Below are 18,810 nucleotides of genomic sequence, written 5' to 3'. Positions count from 1 at the left end.
CCCCCCCCCCCCCCCCCCCCCCCCCCCCCCCCCCCCCCCCCCCCCCCCCCCCCCCCCCCGCGCCCGGATCGGATCGCTGCGCGATCCGATCCGTCAATGTCTTAGGCCATGCCTCAGAACGGCACGTCGCCGCTGGCGGTGACGAAGCGGGCGACGACCTTCTTCACGCCGGCCTTCTCGAAATCCACTTCCAGCTTGTCGCCTTCGATACCCGTGATGGCGCCATAGCCGAACTTTTGGTGGAACACCCGTTCGCCCAGCGTGAAACTGGAAGTCGCGGTGAGGTCAATCACCTGGTGCTTGCTTTCCTTCGGCTGGCTCAGCCCGCGCTGGCCCGCGCGCGCCTGCATCCGCTTCCAGCCCGGCGAATTGTAGCCATCGGCGGAGGCCATGCGCTCCTCGATGCTGGATTTCACCTGGCCGCCAGCCGTTGCAGCACCGGGGGCCGCAGCGCCGTAGCCGCCGCCGTACAGCCCGGGCGGGGTCAGCACCTCGACGTGTTCCTCCGGCAGCTCGTCGATGAAGCGCGACGGCAGCTGCGACTGCCACTGGCCGAACACCCGGCGGTTGCCGGCAAAGGAGATGGTGCAGATCTGCTCCGCCCGTGTGATGCCGACATAGGCCAGCCTGCGCTCTTCCTCCAACCCTTTGAGGCCGCTTTCATCCATCGAACGCTGCGAGGGGAACAGGCCGTCCTCCCAGCCCGGCAGGAAGACCGCGGGAAACTCCAGCCCCTTGGCCGCGTGCAGCGTCATGATCGAGACCTTCTGGTCGGCGTCCTGCTTGTCGTTGTCCATCACCAGGCTGACGTGTTCGAGGAAGCCTTGCAGGTTCTCGAACGATTCCAGCGCCTTCACCAGCTCCTTGAGGTTTTCCAGGCGGCCGGGCGAATCCGGGTTCTTGTCGTTCTGCCACATAGCGGTGTAGCCCGACTCGTCCAAGATGATCCCGGCCAGCTCCATATGGGTCATGTCCGCGTCGCCGGCCATGCGGCCCCAGCGGGCGATGCCCTCCACCAGCTGGCGCAGGGCACTGCCGCCCTTGCCCTTGATCAGCCCGCTCTCCACCGCCAGCCGCGCGCCCTCGACCAGCGGCACGCCGTTTTCGCGGGCGATGCCCTGGATGGTCTGCTGCGCCTTGTTGCCCAAGCCCCGTTTCGGTGTGTTGACGATGCGTTCAAACGCCAGGTCGTCGTCGGGCGAGACCACAACCCGGAAATAGGCCATCGCGTCGCGGATCTCGAGCCGCTCGTAGAAGCGCGGGCCGCCGATCACCCGGTAGGGCAGGCCGATGGTCAGAAACCGGTCTTCAAACGCGCGCATCTGGTGGGAGGCGCGCACCAGAATGGCCAGCTGATCCAGCCCCAACGGCGCCTGGCCGCGGGTGCCGCGCTGCATCGCTTCAATTTCTTCGCCGATCCAGCGGGCCTCTTCCTCGCCGTCCCAATGGCCGATCAGGCGGACCTTCTCGCCATCGCCGGCATCAGTCCACAGCTCCTTGCCCAGACGCCCGGCATTGCCGCGGATCACGTTGGACGCGGCGGCTAGGATATGCCCAGTGGAGCGGTAGTTCTGCTCCAGCCGCACCACCATGGCGCCGGGGAAATCCTTCTCGAAGCGCAGGATGTTGCCGACCTCGGCACCGCGCCAGCCATAGATCGACTGATCGTCATCGCCAACGCAGCAGATGTTCTTGTGACCGCCAGCCAGGAGCCGCAGCCAGAGATACTGCGCCACGTTGGTATCCTGGTATTCGTCCACCATGATATAGCGGAACCAGCGCTGGTATTGCGCCAGCACATCCGGGTTGTCCTGAAAGATGGTGACCATATGCAGAAGCAGGTCGCCGAAATCGACCGCGTTCAGCTCCCGCAGGCGGGTCTGGTACAGGGCATAGAACTCGGGGCCGCGGTTGTTGTAGGCGCCGGCATCGGCCGCGGGCAGCTTTTCCGGCGTCAGCGCGCGGTTCTTCCAGTCGTCGATGATGCCCGCCAGCATCCGCGCGGGCCAGCGCTTGTCGTCGATGCCCGCGGTCTGGATCAGCTGCTTCAGCAGGCGGATCTGGTCGTCGGTGTCCAGAATGGTGAAATTCGACTTCAGCCCGGCAAGCTCCGCGTGGCGGCGCAAGAGCTTCACGCAGATCGAGTGGAAAGTACCGAGCCACGGCACCCCCTCGATCGCCTGGCCCAGCATGGCGCCGACGCGCTCCTTCATCTCGCGGGCGGCCTTATTGGTGAAGGTGACCGCCAGAATCTCGTTCGGGCGCGCGCGGCCGGTGGTCAGCAGATGCACGATCCGCGCCGTCAGCGCCTTGGTCTTGCCGGTTCCCGCGCCTGCAAGCATCAGGACCGGCCCGTCGAGGCATTCGACCGCCTCGCGCTGTGCCGGGTTCAGGCTGTCCAGATACGGCATCGGCCGCGCCTGCATGGCACGGGCCGACAGCGAAGCGCCCTCAAAGGCGTCCATTTCGTCAAAACTGCTCATGGCCGTGATCCTAACGTGATTCAGCAGCGGCGGGAAGGGGACGTTCACACTCTGTTCGCAAGCTTTGCGGCGGTTGCATGGCTGGCTGCGGCGGCCGTTCCGGCGGGACTGGACATTCGCAAAGCGCGCCCCGCTAATGCGCGCATGGATTTGCATCAGCGCTACCCCGGCCTTTCCGATCTGAAGACGCGCGCGCAGCGGCGGCTGCCTGCCTTTGTCTGGGACTACCTCGACAGCGGCACCGGGGCGGAGGCCGCGAAGGCGCGCAACCGAGGCGCGCTGGACCGGATCGGACTGCTGCCTTCGATCCTGCACGGGCCGGTGCAGCCGGATCTGTCGGTGAGGCTGATGGGAGAGGCGCACCCCCTGCCCTTCGGGATTGCGCCGGTGGGGATGTCGGGGCTGATCTGGCCCGATGCCGAACGCTTGCTCGCGCGCGCCGCCGCTAAGGCGGGGCTGCCTTATTGCCTCTCTACCGTGGCGAGCCGCACGCCGGAGGAACTGGCGCCCGATCTGGGCGCGCATGGCTGGTTCCAGCTCTACCCGCCCAAGGATGAAGCGATCCGCAGCGATCTGCTGGAGCGGGCCCGGAATGCGGGGTTTGGCACGCTGGTGCTGACGGTGGATGTGCCGGTGGCCTCGCGCCGGGAGCGGCAGACGCGCTCGGGCCTGACTCAGCCGCCACGGCTGACACCGCGGCTGCTGGCGCAGGTGGCGCGGCGGCCGGCCTGGGCTATCGGCATGGCGCAGCAGGGGATGCCGCGGATGCGCACGCTCGACAAATACATCGGGGAGCCGCGCGCCAGTCTGCCCTCCACTGCCCATATCGGCTACCTGCTGCGCACCTCGCCCGATTGGGCGTATATGGAGTGGCTGCGGTGCAACTGGCCGGGGCAGCTGGTGGTGAAGGGCGTGCTGCGCGGCGGGGATGCCGTGCGCCTGCAGGAGGCGGGAGCGGACGCGGTCTGGGTCTCCAACCACGGCGGCCGCCAGTTCGACGGCTGCCCCGCAGCGATAGACCTGCTGCCGGAAATCCGCGCGGCGGTCGACCTGCCGGTGATCTTCGACAGCGGCGTCGAGGGCGGGCTGGACATCTTGCGCGCGCTGGCGCTGGGGGCGGATTTCGTGATGCTGGGCCGCGGCTTCCACTACGCGCTGGCGGCCCTTGGCCCGGCAGGCCCTGCGCATCTGACCGAGGTGCTGGCCCGCGATCTGGAAGCCAACATGGGCCAGCTTGGTCTAGCCAGCCTGAATGGCGCGCGCAACCTTGAGGTGAGACGCGTGGACTGAAATCCGGGCGCTCCCCGGAGTGCAATTTGCCCATTGCCCGAAAAACGCGCCGAAATGCCGCAGTGCAGAGCGAAATTTTCCGCTGCAATGCGGCGAAATCGGTTACAAAACCGCGACGCGGCTGTAAGGTTTCCGCAACATTCCTGCGAAGGCTGCCCTTCCCGCCGGGCCGCCATCCCGAACGGCAGCCCTGATTTCGCAGGCCCAGAAGCAACCAACAGGCCGCTTGAGAGCGCAATCATGCCGGAAATACCCAGAACTGCTGATATACCTCCCGATATGATCCGCCTAACACTGCACCAACTTGCACGGACCCCGAGGGTGACATGACCGACTTTAAAAAAATCCTGATTGCCAACCGTGGCGAGATCGCGATCCGCGTGATGCGCGCCGCCAACGAGATGGGCAAGCGCACCGTCGCTGTCTACGCCGAGGAGGACAAGCTCGGCCTGCACCGCTTCAAGGCCGACGAAGCCTACCGCATCGGTGAGGGGCTGGGGCCGGTGGCCGCCTACCTCTCGATCGACGAGATCATCCGCGTCGCCAAGGAAAGCGGCGCCGATGCGATCCACCCGGGCTATGGCCTGTTGTCGGAGAACCCGGATTTTGTCGATGCCTGCGCGCGCAACGGCATCACTTTCATCGGCCCCAAGGCGGAAACCATGCGCGCGCTGGGGGACAAGGCCTCGGCCCGCCGCGTCGCGGTCGAAGCCGGGGTGCCGGTGATCCCCGCCACCGAGGTGCTGGGCGACGACATGGACGCGATCCGCAAGGAAGCGGCCGAGGTCGGCTATCCCTTGATGCTCAAGGCCAGCTGGGGCGGCGGCGGCCGCGGCATGCGGCCGATCCACTCCGAGGACGAGCTGGAGGAAAAGGTGCTTGAGGGGCGCCGCGAGGCAGAAGCCGCTTTTGGCAATGGCGAAGGCTATCTGGAAAAGATGATCACCCGCGCCCGCCACGTGGAGGTGCAAATCCTCGGCGACAAGCATGGCGAGATCTACCACCTGTGGGAGCGCGACTGCTCGGTTCAGCGCCGCAACCAGAAGGTCGTGGAACGCGCGCCCGCGCCCTACCTTTCGGACGCGCAGCGCGAGGAGCTCTGTGATCTTGGCCGCAAGATCTGCGCCCATGTGAACTATGAATGCGCGGGTACCGTCGAATTCCTGATGGATATGGAATCCGGCAACTTCTACTTCATCGAAGTGAATCCGCGGGTGCAGGTGGAGCATACCGTCACCGAAGAGGTAACCGGCATCGACATCGTGCAGGCGCAGATCCTGATCGCCGAGGGCAAAAGCCTGGCCGAGGCCACCGGCAAAGCCAGCCAGGACGAGATCCGCCTCAACGGCCACGCGCTGCAGACCCGGGTCACCACCGAAGATCCGCTCAACAACTTCATTCCCGATTATGGCCGCATCACCGCCTACCGCTCGGCCACCGGCATGGGCATCCGTCTGGATGGCGGCACCGCCTATGCGGGCGGCGTGATCACCCGCTATTACGACTCGCTGCTGACCAAGGTCACCGCCTGGGCGCCGACGCCCGAGAAGGCGATTGCCCGCATGGACCGCGCCTTGCGCGAATTCCGGGTGCGCGGGGTCTCCACCAACATCGCCTTTGTCGAGAACCTGCTGAAGCACCCGACCTTCCTGTCGAATGAATACACCACCAAGTTCATCGACGAGACACCGGACCTGTTCCACTTCAAGAAGCGGCGCGACCGCGGCACCAAGGTCTTGACCTATATCGCCGACATCACCGTGAACGGCCATCCGGAGACCGAGGGACGCGCCGCGCCCTCGCCCGACCTGAAGGAGCCGCGCGCTCCCAAGGTGGAACCGGGCAACACGCCTTACGGCACCCGCAACCTCTTGGAGCAGAAGGGCGCGCAGGCGGTGGCCGACTGGATGAAGGCGCAACGCCAGCTCCTGATCACCGACACCACCATGCGCGACGGGCACCAGTCGCTGCTGGCAACGCGCATGCGCAGCCATGACATGATCAAGGTGGCCCCGGCCTATGCGCAGAACCTCCCGCAGCTGTTCTCGGTCGAGTGCTGGGGCGGCGCAACCTTCGACGTGGCCTACCGCTTCCTGCAGGAATGCCCCTGGCAGCGCCTGCGCGACCTGCGCGACCGGATGCCGAATCTGATGACCCAGATGCTGCTGCGCGGCTCCAACGGGGTGGGCTATACCAATTATCCCGACAACGTGGTGCAGTTCTTCGTGAAAGAAGCCGCCAAGGGCATCGACGTCTTCCGCGTCTTCGACAGCCTGAACTGGGTGGAGAACATGCGCGTCGCCATGGATGCGGTGGTCGAAAGCGGCAAGATTTGCGAAGGCACCATCTGCTACACCGGCGACATCAACGACCCGGCGCGCGCCAAGTATGACGTGAAATACTACGTCGGCATGGCCAAGGAGCTGGAAGCCGCAGGCGCGCATGTGCTGGGGCTGAAGGACATGGCGGGGCTGTTGAAACCCGTCGCCGCGCGCCAGCTGGTCAAGGCCCTGAAGGAGGAGGTCGGCCTGCCGATCCACTTCCACACCCATGACACCGCGGGCGTTGCCGTCGCCACCATCCTCGCCGCCGCCGAGGCGGGCGTCGATGCGGTCGACTGCGCGATGGATGCGTTCTCGGGCAACACTTCGCAGGCGACGCTCGGCACCGTGGTCGAGGCGCTGCGCCACACCGACCGCGACACCGGGCTCGACATCGGTGCTGTGCGCGAGATCTCGGACTACTGGGATCATGTGCGCGGCCATTACACGGCGTTCGAATCCGGCATGCAGGCGCCTTCGTCGGAGGTCTACTTGCACGAGATGCCCGGCGGCCAGTTCACCAACCTCAAGGCGCAGGCGCGCTCATTGGGGCTGGAGGACCGGTGGAGCGAGGTGGCGCACACCTATGCCGACGTGAACCAGATGTTCGGCGACATCGTGAAGGTGACGCCCTCGTCCAAGGTAGTGGGCGACATGGCGCTGATGATGGTGAGCCAGGGTCTGACCCGGGCAGAAGTCGAAGACCCGAATACGGATGTCTCCTTCCCCGACTCGGTGGTGGACATGATGCGCGGCAACCTCGGCCAGCCTCCCGGCGGCTTCCCGGAAGGGATCGTCAAAAAGGTGCTGAAGGGCGAGGCCCCCAACCTGGAGCGCCCCGGCGCGCACCTGCCGCCGGTCGACCTGGAGGCAACCCGCAAGGAGCTGTCCAGGGAACTCGAGGGCTACAAGGTCGATGACGAGGACCTGAACGGCTACCTGATGTATCCCAAGGTCTTCCTCGACTACATGGGCCGCCACCGCCAGTACGGGCCGGTGCGCACGCTGCCGACGCGGACCTTCTTCTACGGCATGGAGCCGGGCGAGGAGATCACCGCCGAAATCGACCCCGGCAAGACGCTGGAGATCCGCCTGCAGGCAATCGGCGACACCGACGAAAAGGGCGAGGTGAAGCTGTTCTTCGAGCTGAACGGCCAGCCGCGGGTGATCCGGGTGCCGAACCGCCTGGTCAAGGCCTCGGCCGAGGTGCGGCCCAAGGCCGAAGCCGGAAATCCGAACCACGCGGGCGCGCCAATGCCGGGCGTGGTGGCCACGGTCGCGGTGCAGCCGGGCCAGAAGGTGAAGGAAGGCGACATGCTTCTGACCATCGAGGCGATGAAGATGGAAACCGGCATCCACGCCGAGCGCGACGCGGTGGTCTCTGCCGTCCACGTGCAGCCCGGCGCCCAAATCGACGCCAAGGACCTGCTCGTCGAGCTGGAATAAGGCTCCGGGGACGCCAAGCGCCCTGATACAGGCGCCGTGCTCCCGGGCACGGCGCCTTTTCTTTCGCAGGCAGGTCATCGCAGCCGGGCGACACCGGAAAAACACGCGTTTTCCGGGCCGCTTTTCGCGCCGAAGAACGGCGCCCCAGGGATCAGGCCTTGCGGCCCGCCGCCTGCGGCAGCTTCACCGCCGCAACCGGAGGCGGGCTGATGCTTTCGAAACTCGGAGCCGCGCCGTCCGGCGTCTTACCCGGCAGTATGCAACCTAGGGCAATTGCCGCCGCCAGGCTGCCGATACGCAAGATATCATTCGTCACCATGGCCTCTGCCTCTGTCTCTTGTGCCAGCTGTTGCCGCCTTCCACGCACAGGTCAGCTGTTTCCGCCGCGGCAGCCCGAAGTTTTTTCAAGAGGCGCGAACTTTCCCCTTGCAGCCCGCGCGGCAAGCGCCTATTTCACCGCTCACCGAATGGCAGCGCGGGCGTAGCTCAGGGGTAGAGCATTACCTTGCCAAGGTAAGGGTCGTGAGTTCGAATCTCATCGCCCGCTCCATTCGAACCGGCGAAAAGGCCACCCATAAGGGTGGCCTTTCGTGTTTCAGGAATAACCCCTAGCCTGAGCCTTGTGCGGAATCATCAATGCCGCTAGGAACAGAGCGGGAACGGAAGCGGACGGGCAGGACGGCATGCTGACATCGGTAGAACTTTGCGCTGGGGCCGGCGGCCAGGCCCTGGGCCTCGAAAAGGCCGGCTTCGGCCACACCGCCCTGGTCGAGATCGACAAGCACTGCTGCGCCACCTTGCGCCACAACCGCCCGCAATGGAATGTGCTGGAAGAGGATGTGCGCCGCTTCAAGGAAGATGCCGCTGCCTACAAAGGCATCGACCTGCTGGCAGGCGGCCTGCCCTGCCCGCCCTTTTCCGTGGCGGGCAAGCAGCTGGGAGAGAAGGACGAGCGCAACCTCTTTGACGATGCAATCGAGATCGTCGATGCCACCCGCCCCCGCGCGGTGATGATCGAGAACGTGCGCGGCTTCCTCGATGCGGTGTTTCACGACTACCGCGAGAAGCTGAAGAAGCAGCTGTCGAAGCTGGGCTACGAGACCGACTGGCGCCTGCTTAACGCCTCGGACTTCGGGGTGCCGCAGCTGCGCCCGCGGGTCGCCATTGTGGCGCTGCGCAAGGAATATGCGGGCCAGTTCAACTGGCCGGAGCTGCTGCCGCACAACCCCCGCACAGTTGGCGAAACGCTTCTCGACCTGATGAAGGAACGCGGCTGGCGCGGTGCCGATGACTGGGCCGCCAAGGCCGATGAGATCGCCCCCACTATCGTCGGCGGCTCCAAAAAGCATGGCGGTCCGGATCTGGGCCCGACGCGGGCGCGCCGGGCCTGGGCAGCCTTGGGTGTCGAGGGGCGCACAATTGCCTATGAAGCGCCGGATCCGTTCCACAACGACATGCCGCGGCTCACCGTGCGGATGGTGGCCCGCATCCAGGGCTTCCCGGATGCCTGGCATTTCACCGGCGCCAAGACCAACGCCTACCGCCAGGTCGGCAATGCTTTCCCGCCGCCGGTGGCCGAGGCGGTGGCACGTGAGCTGAAGGCGGCGATTGCCAAGCCGAAGCTGCATGCCGTGCGGGCGTAAGGCGCCCTTCGTGACCGCTGCACTGCCTCGGCCACCAGCCAGGCGAGGACCGAAGCTTTGAAACAGAAACTCCCGCCCAGCCGGGTCGTCCCCGGCCACCCGGACTTTCCGCTGCTGTCGCAGCTTGCGGCGGAAGTCACCCGGCGCGCGGGCGGTCCCCTCGCGCTGGCCGAGGCGTTTCCGTCGATGCTGCGCGACTGCATCGACAACGTGATCATGACGCCCAAGACCGGGCGGCGCAGCTATGACTCGCTGGAAAAGACCGAGAAGACCTATATCGGCACCCGCGTGGAGATTGAGCTGCGCGCGCTGCTGCAACTGCACCCCGGCCGGCTGGATACCGAGATCCTGGGCCAGGACGTCGACATCAAGCACACGATGGGCAGCACCTGGATGATTCCGACCGAGGCGCTGGACGCGCCCTGCCTGCTGGTCGCCGCGGATGAGGTGCGGGCGCGCTGCTACCTCGGGCTGATCATCGCCCGGCCCGCCTATCTCACCCGCAGCCAGAACAAGGACGCCAAACGCGCCGTCGCGGCGGAGGGCTTTGCCGATATCCTCTGGCTGCTGCAGGACCATCCCTACCCGGCCAATTTCTGGCGCACGGTGCCGGAGGACGCGGTAAGCCAGATCTTCGCGGGCGAAACCGGCAACGTGCGCATGGCGTCCCTGTTCCGTCTGGTCCAGCGCCGCGCCATTGCCCGCGACGTGGTGGAGGCGGTGGCCCAGCAGAAGGACTTCATGCGCCGCATCCGCTCGGACAACGGCCGGGGCACGCGCGACATCCTGGCGCGCGATGGCATCCTGCTGCTGTCGGGCCAATTCGACACCCAACTGATCAAGGCGCTTGACCTGCCGGCCTGCAGCAATGCCGAGTTCATTTCCTGCCGGGTAGAAAACGCCTATCATGCGCGCATGGCCGAACAATCCGGACATGCCCTGCCGTGGCCGACAAGCTGACACCAGAGCGGCGCAGCGCCAACATGGCGCAGATCCGCGCCAAGGATACCAAGCCCGAAATGCTGGTGCGCCGGATGGTGCACGGGCTCGGCTTCCGTTACCGGCTGCACCGCAAGGACCTGCCCGGCAAGCCCGACCTGGTGTTCGGACCACGCTGCAAGGTGATCTTCGTGCATGGCTGCTTCTGGCATCAGCATAGCTGCCGCGGCGGGCGTGTGCCCTCCTCACGGCGGGACTACTGGGAACCCAAGCTGCGGCGCAATGCCGAACGCGACGCCGCCCATCTCGCTGCGCTCAACGCGGCGGGCTGGAAGGTGCTGACAATCTGGGAATGCGAGACCAAAGATCTCGACGCCCTGCGCAGCCGCTTGTTGGATTTCCTCGCTGGCGAGGGCTGAGCGGGCTCGCGGAATCCGCCGCTGCCCCCTTTAAGTTTCCGCTTGCAGCCTCAGGCGCGATTGCCTAAATACCGCCTCACCGGACGGCAGCGCGGGCGTAGCTCAGGGGTAGAGCATTACCTTGCCAAGGTAAGGGTCGTGAGTTCGAATCTCATCGCCCGCTCCATCCGGACCAGTGAAAAGGCCGCCCTCCGGGGTGGCCTTTCCTGTTGACGCCCTCGCTTTTGCCGTTTCCTCATTCAGGCCGCAAAGACCGCCTGGCAGACTGGGAAAATGCACCATCCTCTCATTTTCCGCTTGCAGGCAGCCGCGGTATTTCCTATTCACCGCCTCACCAAATGGCAGCGCGGGCGTAGCTCAGGGGTAGAGCATTACCTTGCCAAGGTAAGGGTCGTGAGTTCGAATCTCATCGCCCGCTCCATTTGGAATTCCAAAAAGGCCGCCCTTCGAGGCGGCTTTTCGCGTTTTGGCTTGGCGCAATTCACCCTCTGAATTTTTTTGATCAAATTCCTTTGACGTCCCCCCGCTTTCCCGCCAAAGCTACCCCCAATGAAGTCCCGCCCGCGCGCGGCCAGCCTCAGGAGTGCAGCCATGGCCCCAGTCATCTATCCCACCACCAACTTCACCGCGACCGAGCAGCTCTGCCTGGAGCGCGGTGAAGGCATCTACGTCTACGATTCGGACGGCAAACAGTACATCGAGGGGCTTGCCGGCTTATGGTGCACCTCGCTGGGCTATGACAACACGGAGGTGATCCAGGCGATCACCGATCAGCTGAACACGCTGCCCTACGCGCATACGTTCGGCGGCAAGACGCATCAGCCGGTGATGCAGCTGGCCGAGAAGCTGAAAGCCATGGTGCCGGTAGAGGATGCCTATATCTTCTTCGGCAGTTCCGGGTCCGACGCCAACGACACCCACTACAAGATGCTGCGTTATTATTTCAACGCCATCGGCAAGCCGGAAAAACGCAAGATCATCACCCGCGAGCGCGGCTATCACGGCGTCACCGTGGCGGCGGGCTCGCTGACGTCGCTGCCTGCGAATCTGGCGCATTTCGACGCGCCGCTGGAGGCGCTCTCGATCCTGCGCTCGGACGCGCCGCATTTCTACACCGGCCGCAAGGGTAACGAGACCGAGGAACAGTTCACCGACCGCATCATCGGCAACCTTGAAAAGCAGATCCTGGCCGAAGATCCCGATACGATCGCGGCAATGATCGTGGAGCCGATCACCGGCGCCTCCGGCGTGATCGTGCCGCCGGAGGGCTATTACGAGCAGCTGCAGGCGCTGTTGCGCAAACACGGCATCCTGATCTGGGCCGATGAGGTGATCACCGGATTCGGCCGCACCGGCGCGGATTTCGGTTGCACCAGCATGGGTATCAAGCCGGATCTGATGAGCTTTGCCAAGCAGCTGTCCTCGGCCTATTTCCCGATCTCGGCCGCGGTGATCCCCGGCTGGATGTACGAGGCGATGGTGGATCAGACCAACGAGGTCGGGGTGTTCGGCCATGGCTACACCTATTCCGGCCACCCCGCTGCCTGCGCCGCGGCGCTGAAGACGCTGGAGATCTACGAGCGCGACCGCATCTTCGAACACGCCGCCGAAGTGGGCGCCTACATGCAGGCCCAGCTGCGCGAGATCTTCGAAGGCCACCCGCTGGTCGGCGAAGTGCGCGGCAAGGGCCTGATCGCGGCGCTGGAGCTGGTCTCGAACAAGACCACCGGCGTCACCATTCCCGGCGGCAAGGGCGGCACAGCGGCGGTGAAGGCCTGCCAGGAGGAAGGCCTGATCCTGCGCGCGGTTGCGGGCAACGCGCTCGCCTTCTGCCCGCCGCTGATCATCACCCGCAAAGAGGTGGACGAGATGCTGAGCCGCGCCAAGCGGGCGGTGGACCGCGCTTATGAGATGCTGAAAGCGGAGGGCATCCTGGCGGGCTGAGGCGACCGGGGCTTTTCCCCCTTGGCCTTCCGGCCAATTCCCCCAGGGTATTTCCAGACAGAAAGTGGGGCGGCGCCAGGCGGGTTGCCCCACTTTCTGTCCTCAAATACCCCGGAGCGCGAGGCAGCGCCTCGCACACAGGCTTTGCCCTGCGCGCAAGCAAAGGGGAAAGCGCATACTGTTGTGCCGCACGGCGCGGCGGCAGTTCGCGGCTCAGAACACCTTGAAGGTCATCGTGGTGAGCGAGCGCTCGATGTTGGGGATATTCAGCAGATGGTCGTTGATGTATTTGCCCACGTCCTGATCCGAGGGGATGTAGAGCTTCATCAGCAGGTCGAAATTGCCGCTGGTGGAATAGAGTTCGGAGTGGATTTCACGCAGCGCGATCTCCTCGGCCACCTTGTAGGTGGTGCCCGGCTTGCAGCGGATCTGGATGAATACGCAGGTCGACATTTGCGCCTCTTTCGAAGGGGTTGCTTTGCGCTCCAAGCTGGCATGCCGGGCGGCCCGGCGCAATCCCGTGCGCAGGCTGAGGGCAACAGATCGGGCGAAACCGCCGCGCCGCCCTTGAGCCGCCCCCCGCCCCGGCTCTATAAGCGCGGCGCAGGACAGCAAGGACGAACCGCAGATGCGCAAAAGCCAGATCACCCGCAAGACCGCGGAAACCGAAATCTCGGTCGAGATCAGCCTCGACGGCACCGGGGTCTATGACAACCAGACCGGGGTTGGCTTCTTCGACCATATGCTGGACCAGCTGGCGCGGCATTCGCTGATCGACATGAAGGTCCGCGCCAAGGGCGACTATCACATCGACGACCACCACACGGTGGAAGATACCGGCATTGCTATCGGCCAGGCGCTGGTCCAGGCGCTGGGGGACAAGACCGGCATCCGCCGCTACGGGGAATGCCACCTGCCGATGGATGACGCCCAGGTGCGCTGCGCACTGGACCTGTCGGGGCGGCCGTACCTGGTCTGGAATGTTACGCTGCCCAGCCCCAAGATCGGCGCTTTCGACACCGAGCTGGTGCGCGAGTTTTTCCAGGCGCTCAGCACCCATGGCGGCATCACCCTGCACATCGACCAGCTGCACGGGTTCAACAGCCACCACATCGCCGAGGCCGCCTTCAAGGCCGTCGCCCGCGCCCTGCGCCTGGCGGTGGAGACCGACCCGCGCAAGGCCGACGCCATCCCTTCCACCAAGGGTGCTCTGTAAGGCCGTGCCGCTCCGCGCACGGGCCGCAAGACCATTCGAAAACCGGAGAAACACGCCATGCTGACCGCCATCATCGACTATGAGTCCGGCAACCTGCATTCCGCCGAGAAGGCTTTCCAGCGCATGGCGTGCGAAACCGGCGCGGGCGAGGTCGTGGTGACCTCGGAGGCCGATGTGGTGGCCCGGGCCGACCGGCTGGTGCTGCCCGGCGACGGCGCCTTTCCCGCCTGTGCGGCGGAGCTGCGCGGCCACAAGGGCATCTATGAGGCCATGGTGGAGGCGGTCGAGCAGAAGGGCCGCCCCTTTCTCGGCATCTGCGTCGGCATGCAGCTGATGGCCACCACCGGCCATGAATACGAGGAGACCCCGGGTCTCGGCTGGATCGATGGCAACGTGGTGAAGATCACGCCTTCGGACCCCGCGCTGAAAGTGCCGCACATGGGCTGGAACGACCTGGTGATCGATCATCCCCACCCGGTCTTCGACGGCATCAAAAGCGGCGATCACTGCTATTTCGTGCACTCCTACCACTACCTTGCCTCCAACCCGGCCGAGCGGCTGGCCCATGCGGAATACGGCGGCGACGTCACCGCGGTGATCGGCCGCGGCACCATGCTGGGCATGCAGTTCCACCCGGAGAAAAGCCAGGAGGTCGGCCTGCGCATGATTGCCAACTTCCTGACCTGGGCGCCCTGAGCCGCCGCGAAGACAAGCGCGTCCGGCGGCGGTGACGAATACTGCCGCCGCCTTCCTCCTTTCCCAAATACTTCCATCTTCTGCCGCAGCCTCGGACGCGCGGCCCATCACTTTCGGGTGACAGCGCCGCATTGCCGCTCCCGGCACGCCCCCGATGCTGCCACAAGACAGCATCGCGTGAACCAAAGGAGAGCCCGATGCTGATTCCCCGCCAGAAGACCCCAGACCTCAAACTGCCGCTGCTCGGCGGCGGTGCCTTCGACCTTTCGGCTGAAACCGCTACCACCGGCACGCTGCTGTGCTTCTACCGCGGGCTGCACTGCCCGATCTGCATCAAGTACCTCAAAGCGTTTGAAGAAAAAGTGGGCGAGTTTGAAAAGCGCGGTGTCGCCTGCGTCGCGATCAGCGCCGATGGCGAAGACCGCGCACGCGAGATGGCGGAGAAAATCGGCGCCGATGCGCTGCGCCTGGCCTACGATCTGCCGCTGGCCGAGGCGCGCAACTGGGGGCTCTACATCTCGACCTCCCGCGGCAAGACCTCGGTGGGGGTGGAGGAGCCGGAACTGTTCTCCGAGCCCGGCCTGTTCCTGGTGCGGCCGGATCAGACGCTCTATTTCGGCAGCGTTCAGACCATGCCTTTCGCACGCCCGCCGGTGGAGGAGCTGGTCTCGGCGGTGGATTTCATCGTCGAAAAAGACTACCCGGCGCGCGGCCAGTACGCCGGCGAACTCTGACATCCTTGCCGCAAAGCGGGGCGGCGGCGGCGGCCGCCGCCCCGCCCCCTCGTCAGCGATGGACAGGGCGGCGGACAGCAGGCATATGGGGCGGACCCGATTTCCCCAGATCCAGGCCGCCTACCCCGTGCAGATCCGTTTCGAAAAATTCGACCACCATGCCGGCCGCCACCGCTACTGTGTGCTGCAGCTCAGCCGGACGCTGTTCGGCGAATGGTGCGTGGAGCGCGCCTCGGGGCCGATCGGCGCAGCGGGCGGCCAGCAGAAGCGCGCCTATTTCGCGAGCCACGCCGAGGCACTGGAGCTGTTCGAGGCCGCGCGGGACCGGCAGGTCAGCCAGGGCTTCGTGCCGATCCCGGTGCAGCTGGGGCTGCTCTAGGCTTACTCCACCCGGCTCCAGGTCTGTTTCGAGCAGATCAGCCCGCCCGCGACGCAGCCGCGCAGCGCCAGGCTGTTGCCCGCCAGGTCCATCTTGCCGATGTAGATCTTGCCGTTGGAGGGCCGCCAGACCTTGCCCGCATAGGAGCCGCCGCCCTTCGGCGCCATGTCGATCACCAGGGTCTTGCCGATGTTGGGCGACTGGTACTCGCCGGAGGCATTGAAGGTGCGGGCGATCTTGCCGCAAACCGCGGACCCGCATTTCTCCATCTCCACATGGGCGTAGGAGCCATCGTCGGCTTGGGTCTTCCAAAGCCCCAGAACCGGGTCCGCCGCCGCCGCGCCCGCCAGCCCGGCAAGCCCCACGGCCACCGCCATTGCCGCTGCCACTCGTTTCATGCTGTCTTTCTCCCTGTTTGCAGGCGGCCGTTCCAATGCGGCCTGCCTCGCAAGGGCCAGTCTGTCCCGCCTCTCCGCGACCGGGCAAGGCTGACCTCGGGTCGCGTTGCAATCCCGGCCCGGCTTGTGCAAAACGCGGGGGCAGCAGCATTGGCAAGGAAAGCGCAGATGATCCTCTATCCCGCAATCGACCTCAAGGACGGCCAGGCCGTGCGCCTCCTGCATGGCGACATGGACAAGACCACCGTGTTCAACGACAACCCCGCTGCCCAGGCGCTGGAGTTTGTAGAGGCAGGCTGCGAGTGGCTGCATCTGGTTGATCTCAACGGCGCCTTCGCGGGCGAGCCGGTCAATGCCGCCCCGGTGGAGGAGATCCTGCAACAGTGTCAGGTGCCCGCGCAGCTCGGCGGCGGAATCCGCGACATGGCCACGATCGAGCGCTGGATCGGCAAGGGCCTCGCCCGGGTAATCCTGGGCACCGTCGCGGTGGAAAACCCGGACCTGGTGCGCGAAGCGGCACGGGAATTCCCCGGCAAGGTCGCGGTCGGCATCGACGCCCGGGGCGGCAAGGTGGCGACCAAGGGCTGGGCCGAGGAGACCGACGTGATGGTCACCGACTTGGCGCGCTCCTTCGAGGACGCAGGCGTGGCCGCGATCATCTACACCGACATCCTGCGCGACGGCGCCATGAAGGGCCCGAACGTGGAAGCCACCGCGGCGCTCGCCAACGCGGTGTCGATCCCGGTGATCGCCTCGGGCGGGGTTTCCTCGCTCGACGATCTGCGCGCCCTGAAGGCCTGCGGCGCACCGCTCAACGGCGCAATCTCCGGCCGCGCGCTCTACGATGGCGCCATCAACCTGGCTGAGGCGCTTGCCGTCCTGAAAAGCTGACCCATCCCCCTTTCAGCTGCTTTCTGACCCGAAAAACCCTGGGGGTGAGCGCCGCAAGGCGCGAGGGGGCAAAGCCCCCTCCCCCTTGTCAATACACTGGCACCGCTTCGCCTGCCCGCTCCAGCAGCCAGCGCGCGGCGCGTTTGGCCAGCGGGCGGGCGGCTTTCAGCCGCGGCGCCAAGATCTCCCTCCAAAGCCCCGGCACCAAAGGGCTCAGCCACTGCCCGGCCAGGGCGGGCGACAAACAGGCGAGCGACACCCGGTTGCACCCCGCGCCCGAGAACATCCGGCCGGCGGCGGTGGACAGGATTTCCAGCGCCTCGCCACATGCGGGTGGCAGGCGTGGCCCTCGCCGGTCAGCACCAGGTGCGGCCGCGGCGTCCGAACAGGCTGGCGTTCAGCTGCCGCTCCAGCTTTTTGATCCGGATCGGGACCGTGCGCTGCGTCAGCCCAGTTCCTGCGCGGAATTGGAGAATTTCAGGTGGCGCGCGGTGGCATCGAAGGCTGCCAGCGAGGCGAGATTGATGTTCGAATCATGAAATACCGGTCGGGTCATACTGACTGTCCGGGTACCGGACATTGAAATACGGCGTGCAGCGCTGCGTTTCTTAGGAGGTTCGGTGAAACTTTTGTAACGCGTGCCGCAGCCGCTTTCGCCGTCCGGCCGCAACTGTCTGGATGCACATCCGTTTTGCAGAACGCCAGCGCGGCCAGCCACACGCGGCGGCACACGCTGTCAGAAGTCTTTCGCGCAGATCGGCGACCAGCGTCTCCGGGCAACATCGCCACCAGCTCTTTCAAGGACCCTGCCCCGAGGCAGGCCTTGAAAAAGCCGCTTCCGCTATCCGCAGCTATAGCCGCACGCTCTCAGCCCCCCGCGAGCTGGGCTTTGTCGGATCGCGGGCGTGACCATCCACCGCGGCGAGGCCTAACCGCCGAGGACGCCATCTTGCTGGGGCGCATCCAGTCGGGGGCGGTCAACAGCCCGACCCGCGGCGTGATAGAGATCATCGACCGCGCCGGGGTGGCGGCCGGCCTCACGGCCAAGGCGGTGCTGAAACAGACCTACGCCAGCTTCCGCTTTTGGTGAGGGCCAACCGCCTCAAGATGCTCGACGCGGACGCCTGCGGCGGTCAAAGACCACCCCCTTATCCCGGCCGAACGGCGGCCCGACCGGAGACACTCTAGCCATGGACAAGAAAGTCTTCCTCGTCATCATGGATGGCGTTGGATATGACGCCGCAGCCAGCCGCTTGATCCAGCCCCCGTTTGACCGGACACCTAAGAGGTTTCGGGTTTGGCTCTAAAGAACTCGCGGGGCGAGCGCCATTTCAAGCCGGAAGGCGGATGGTTTTCGTTATAGTCTTCGATCCATCTTCCTTTCAGTGACAGAACTGTTTCAGCGTCAGGCAGTGGATTGACCCGGACGCAGTCTCGCTTCAGCGTTTTCACAAAAGCTTCTGACATGCCGCTGGACTGCGGGCTGGCCACCGGAGTGAAGCAGGGCTTCAACCCGAGCTGGCGGGCAAAGATGCGGGTGTCCTTTGCCGTGTAGGCGCTGCCGCTGTCGGAGAGCACCTCGATCACCTCGGGCGCGCGGTATGTGCCGAAGCGTTTCTCGACAGCCTCCAGCAGCATGTCGCGCCCATCCGGCCCGCTGATCCCGGCATTTGCCACGGCCCGCCAGGAGGTGATCTCGCGGTCATGGGCATCGGTCCGGAAGGCTGCCCGGATGCCATCACCATTCCAGCCGGTGAATTCCAGCCCATCGCTGTACCAGCGCAAGTTCGAGCGCATCATCACGACCTTACCGTCATGGGTGCGCTGGGGCCGGTCGAACCCGGATCGCTCCAACGGCAGGTTGTTGTTTTTCATGATGCGATAGACATGGTGTGTTTGCGGCGGCCGCTCTCCCAGGGCGAACGAGGTCCGATAAGATCGGCCTCAGCAAAACCAGCCGTGAAGGAGAACGACCATGTTGCATTATGTTGGTCTGGACGTGTCCGTCAAA

At 65.5% G+C, this 18,810-nt stretch carries 15 protein-coding genes, 3 tRNA genes and 1 pseudogene; 15 read left to right on the top strand and 4 right to left on the bottom strand.

The genetic code is table 11. The annotated features are described in order from the left end of the window. Positions 1-113 precede the first annotated feature (113 nt). Entirely contained in the window at positions 114-2,483 is a 2,370-nt protein-coding gene (locus tag ACOHX0_RS17305; RefSeq protein WP_420678393.1) for an ATP-dependent helicase, read from the bottom strand. Between the two features lie 144 nt (positions 2,484-2,627). Between ACOHX0_RS17305 and ACOHX0_RS17300 the strand changes: the two genes are divergently transcribed. The 9 genes from ACOHX0_RS17300 to ACOHX0_RS17260 all read left to right on the top strand — a co-directional run bounded on the left by ACOHX0_RS17300 (position 2,628) and on the right by ACOHX0_RS17260 (position 12,485). Then, on the top strand, positions 2,628-3,773 hold the full coding sequence (locus ACOHX0_RS17300) for an alpha-hydroxy acid oxidase (RefSeq protein WP_420678392.1): 1,146 nt from the start codon (positions 2,628-2,630) through the stop codon (positions 3,771-3,773). 326 nt (positions 3,774-4,099) lie between these two features. After that, positions 4,100-7,540 (top strand): pyruvate carboxylase, encoded by a 3,441-nt coding sequence (locus ACOHX0_RS17295; RefSeq protein ID WP_420678391.1) that lies wholly within the window; start codon positions 4,100-4,102, stop codon positions 7,538-7,540. Between the two features lie 475 nt (positions 7,541-8,015). Beyond that, positions 8,016-8,090: transfer RNA gene (locus tag ACOHX0_RS17290), tRNA-Gly, on the top strand. Between the two features lie 133 nt (positions 8,091-8,223). After that, positions 8,224-9,183 carry a DNA cytosine methyltransferase gene (locus ACOHX0_RS17285; RefSeq protein ID WP_420678390.1) on the top strand — a complete coding sequence of 320 codons (960 nt, stop codon included), beginning with the start codon at positions 8,224-8,226 and terminating at the stop codon, positions 9,181-9,183. Positions 9,184-9,240: 57 nt separating this feature from the next. Beyond that, positions 9,241-10,143, top strand: coding sequence for a NaeI family type II restriction endonuclease (locus ACOHX0_RS17280; RefSeq protein ID WP_420678389.1), 903 nt, complete (start codon positions 9,241-9,243; stop codon positions 10,141-10,143). Next, positions 10,128-10,541, top strand: a complete 414-nt coding sequence (locus ACOHX0_RS17275; RefSeq protein WP_420678388.1) for a very short patch repair endonuclease — start codon at positions 10,128-10,130, stop codon at positions 10,539-10,541. Before ACOHX0_RS17280 ends, ACOHX0_RS17275 begins: the two co-directional genes overlap by 16 nt. A 91-nt stretch (positions 10,542-10,632) precedes the next feature. After that, positions 10,633-10,707 (top strand) — tRNA-Gly (locus ACOHX0_RS17270). Positions 10,708-10,887: 180 nt separating this feature from the next. Continuing rightward, positions 10,888-10,962: transfer RNA gene (locus tag ACOHX0_RS17265), tRNA-Gly, on the top strand. 128 nt (positions 10,963-11,090) lie between these two features. Beyond that, positions 11,091-12,485 (top strand): aminotransferase, encoded by a 1,395-nt coding sequence (locus ACOHX0_RS17260; RefSeq protein ID WP_420678387.1) that lies wholly within the window; start codon positions 11,091-11,093, stop codon positions 12,483-12,485. A gap of 213 nt (positions 12,486-12,698) precedes the next feature. Here ACOHX0_RS17260 and ACOHX0_RS17255 read toward each other — a convergent pair whose 3' ends face one another. Beyond that, entirely contained in the window at positions 12,699-12,938 is a 240-nt protein-coding gene (locus ACOHX0_RS17255; RefSeq protein ID WP_420678386.1) for an Lrp/AsnC family transcriptional regulator, read from the bottom strand. Between the two features lie 175 nt (positions 12,939-13,113). Here ACOHX0_RS17255 and hisB point away from each other — a divergent pair, with 175 nt between their 5' ends. From hisB to ACOHX0_RS17235, 4 genes are all read left to right on the top strand, one after another. Further along, complete coding sequence (gene hisB, locus ACOHX0_RS17250; protein ID WP_420678385.1) at positions 13,114-13,701, top strand: imidazoleglycerol-phosphate dehydratase HisB; 588 nt, start codon at positions 13,114-13,116, stop codon at positions 13,699-13,701. 57 nt (positions 13,702-13,758) lie between these two features. Next, on the top strand, positions 13,759-14,397 hold the full coding sequence (gene hisH, locus ACOHX0_RS17245) for an imidazole glycerol phosphate synthase subunit HisH (RefSeq protein ID WP_420678384.1): 639 nt from the start codon (positions 13,759-13,761) through the stop codon (positions 14,395-14,397). Positions 14,398-14,594: 197 nt separating this feature from the next. Continuing rightward, positions 14,595-15,131 (top strand): peroxiredoxin-like family protein, encoded by a 537-nt coding sequence (locus ACOHX0_RS17240; protein WP_420678383.1) that lies wholly within the window; start codon positions 14,595-14,597, stop codon positions 15,129-15,131. Between the two features lie 127 nt (positions 15,132-15,258). Further along, positions 15,259-15,510, top strand: a complete 252-nt coding sequence (locus tag ACOHX0_RS17235; protein WP_420678455.1) for a WGR domain-containing protein — start codon at positions 15,259-15,261, stop codon at positions 15,508-15,510. 2 nt (positions 15,511-15,512) lie between these two features. On the opposite strand, the gene ACOHX0_RS17230 is transcribed toward ACOHX0_RS17235, so the two are convergent. After that, a complete protein-coding gene (locus ACOHX0_RS17230; RefSeq protein ID WP_420678382.1) occupies positions 15,513-15,908 on the bottom strand; it encodes a DUF2147 domain-containing protein in 396 nt (131 codons plus the stop codon). A 168-nt stretch (positions 15,909-16,076) separates the two neighbouring features. On the opposite strand from ACOHX0_RS17230, the gene hisA reads away from it, so the two are divergent. Both hisA and ACOHX0_RS17220 read left to right on the top strand, forming a co-directional pair. Continuing rightward, positions 16,077-16,799, top strand: a complete 723-nt coding sequence (gene hisA, locus ACOHX0_RS17225; protein ID WP_420678381.1) for a 1-(5-phosphoribosyl)-5-[(5-phosphoribosylamino)methylideneamino]imidazole-4-carboxamide isomerase — start codon at positions 16,077-16,079, stop codon at positions 16,797-16,799. Positions 16,800-17,748: 949 nt separating this feature from the next. Continuing rightward, a complete protein-coding gene (locus tag ACOHX0_RS17220; protein ID WP_420678380.1) occupies positions 17,749-17,889 on the top strand; it encodes a hypothetical protein in 141 nt (46 codons plus the stop codon). Positions 17,890-18,080: 191 nt separating this feature from the next. On the opposite strand, the pseudogene ACOHX0_RS17215 reads toward ACOHX0_RS17220, so the two are convergent. Continuing rightward, positions 18,081-18,689: pseudogene (locus ACOHX0_RS17215) on the bottom strand (DDE-type integrase/transposase/recombinase); the annotation flags it as partial. Between the last annotated feature and the right edge of the window lie 121 nt (positions 18,690-18,810).

Origin of the sequence: Cribrihabitans pelagius (assembly GCF_048820915.1) — a bacterium.
GTDB lineage: Bacteria > Pseudomonadota > Alphaproteobacteria > Rhodobacterales > Rhodobacteraceae > Cribrihabitans_A > Cribrihabitans_A pelagius.
Note: the sequence above shows the minus strand (reverse complement) of the source record. Positions and strands in the feature narration are given on the sequence as shown.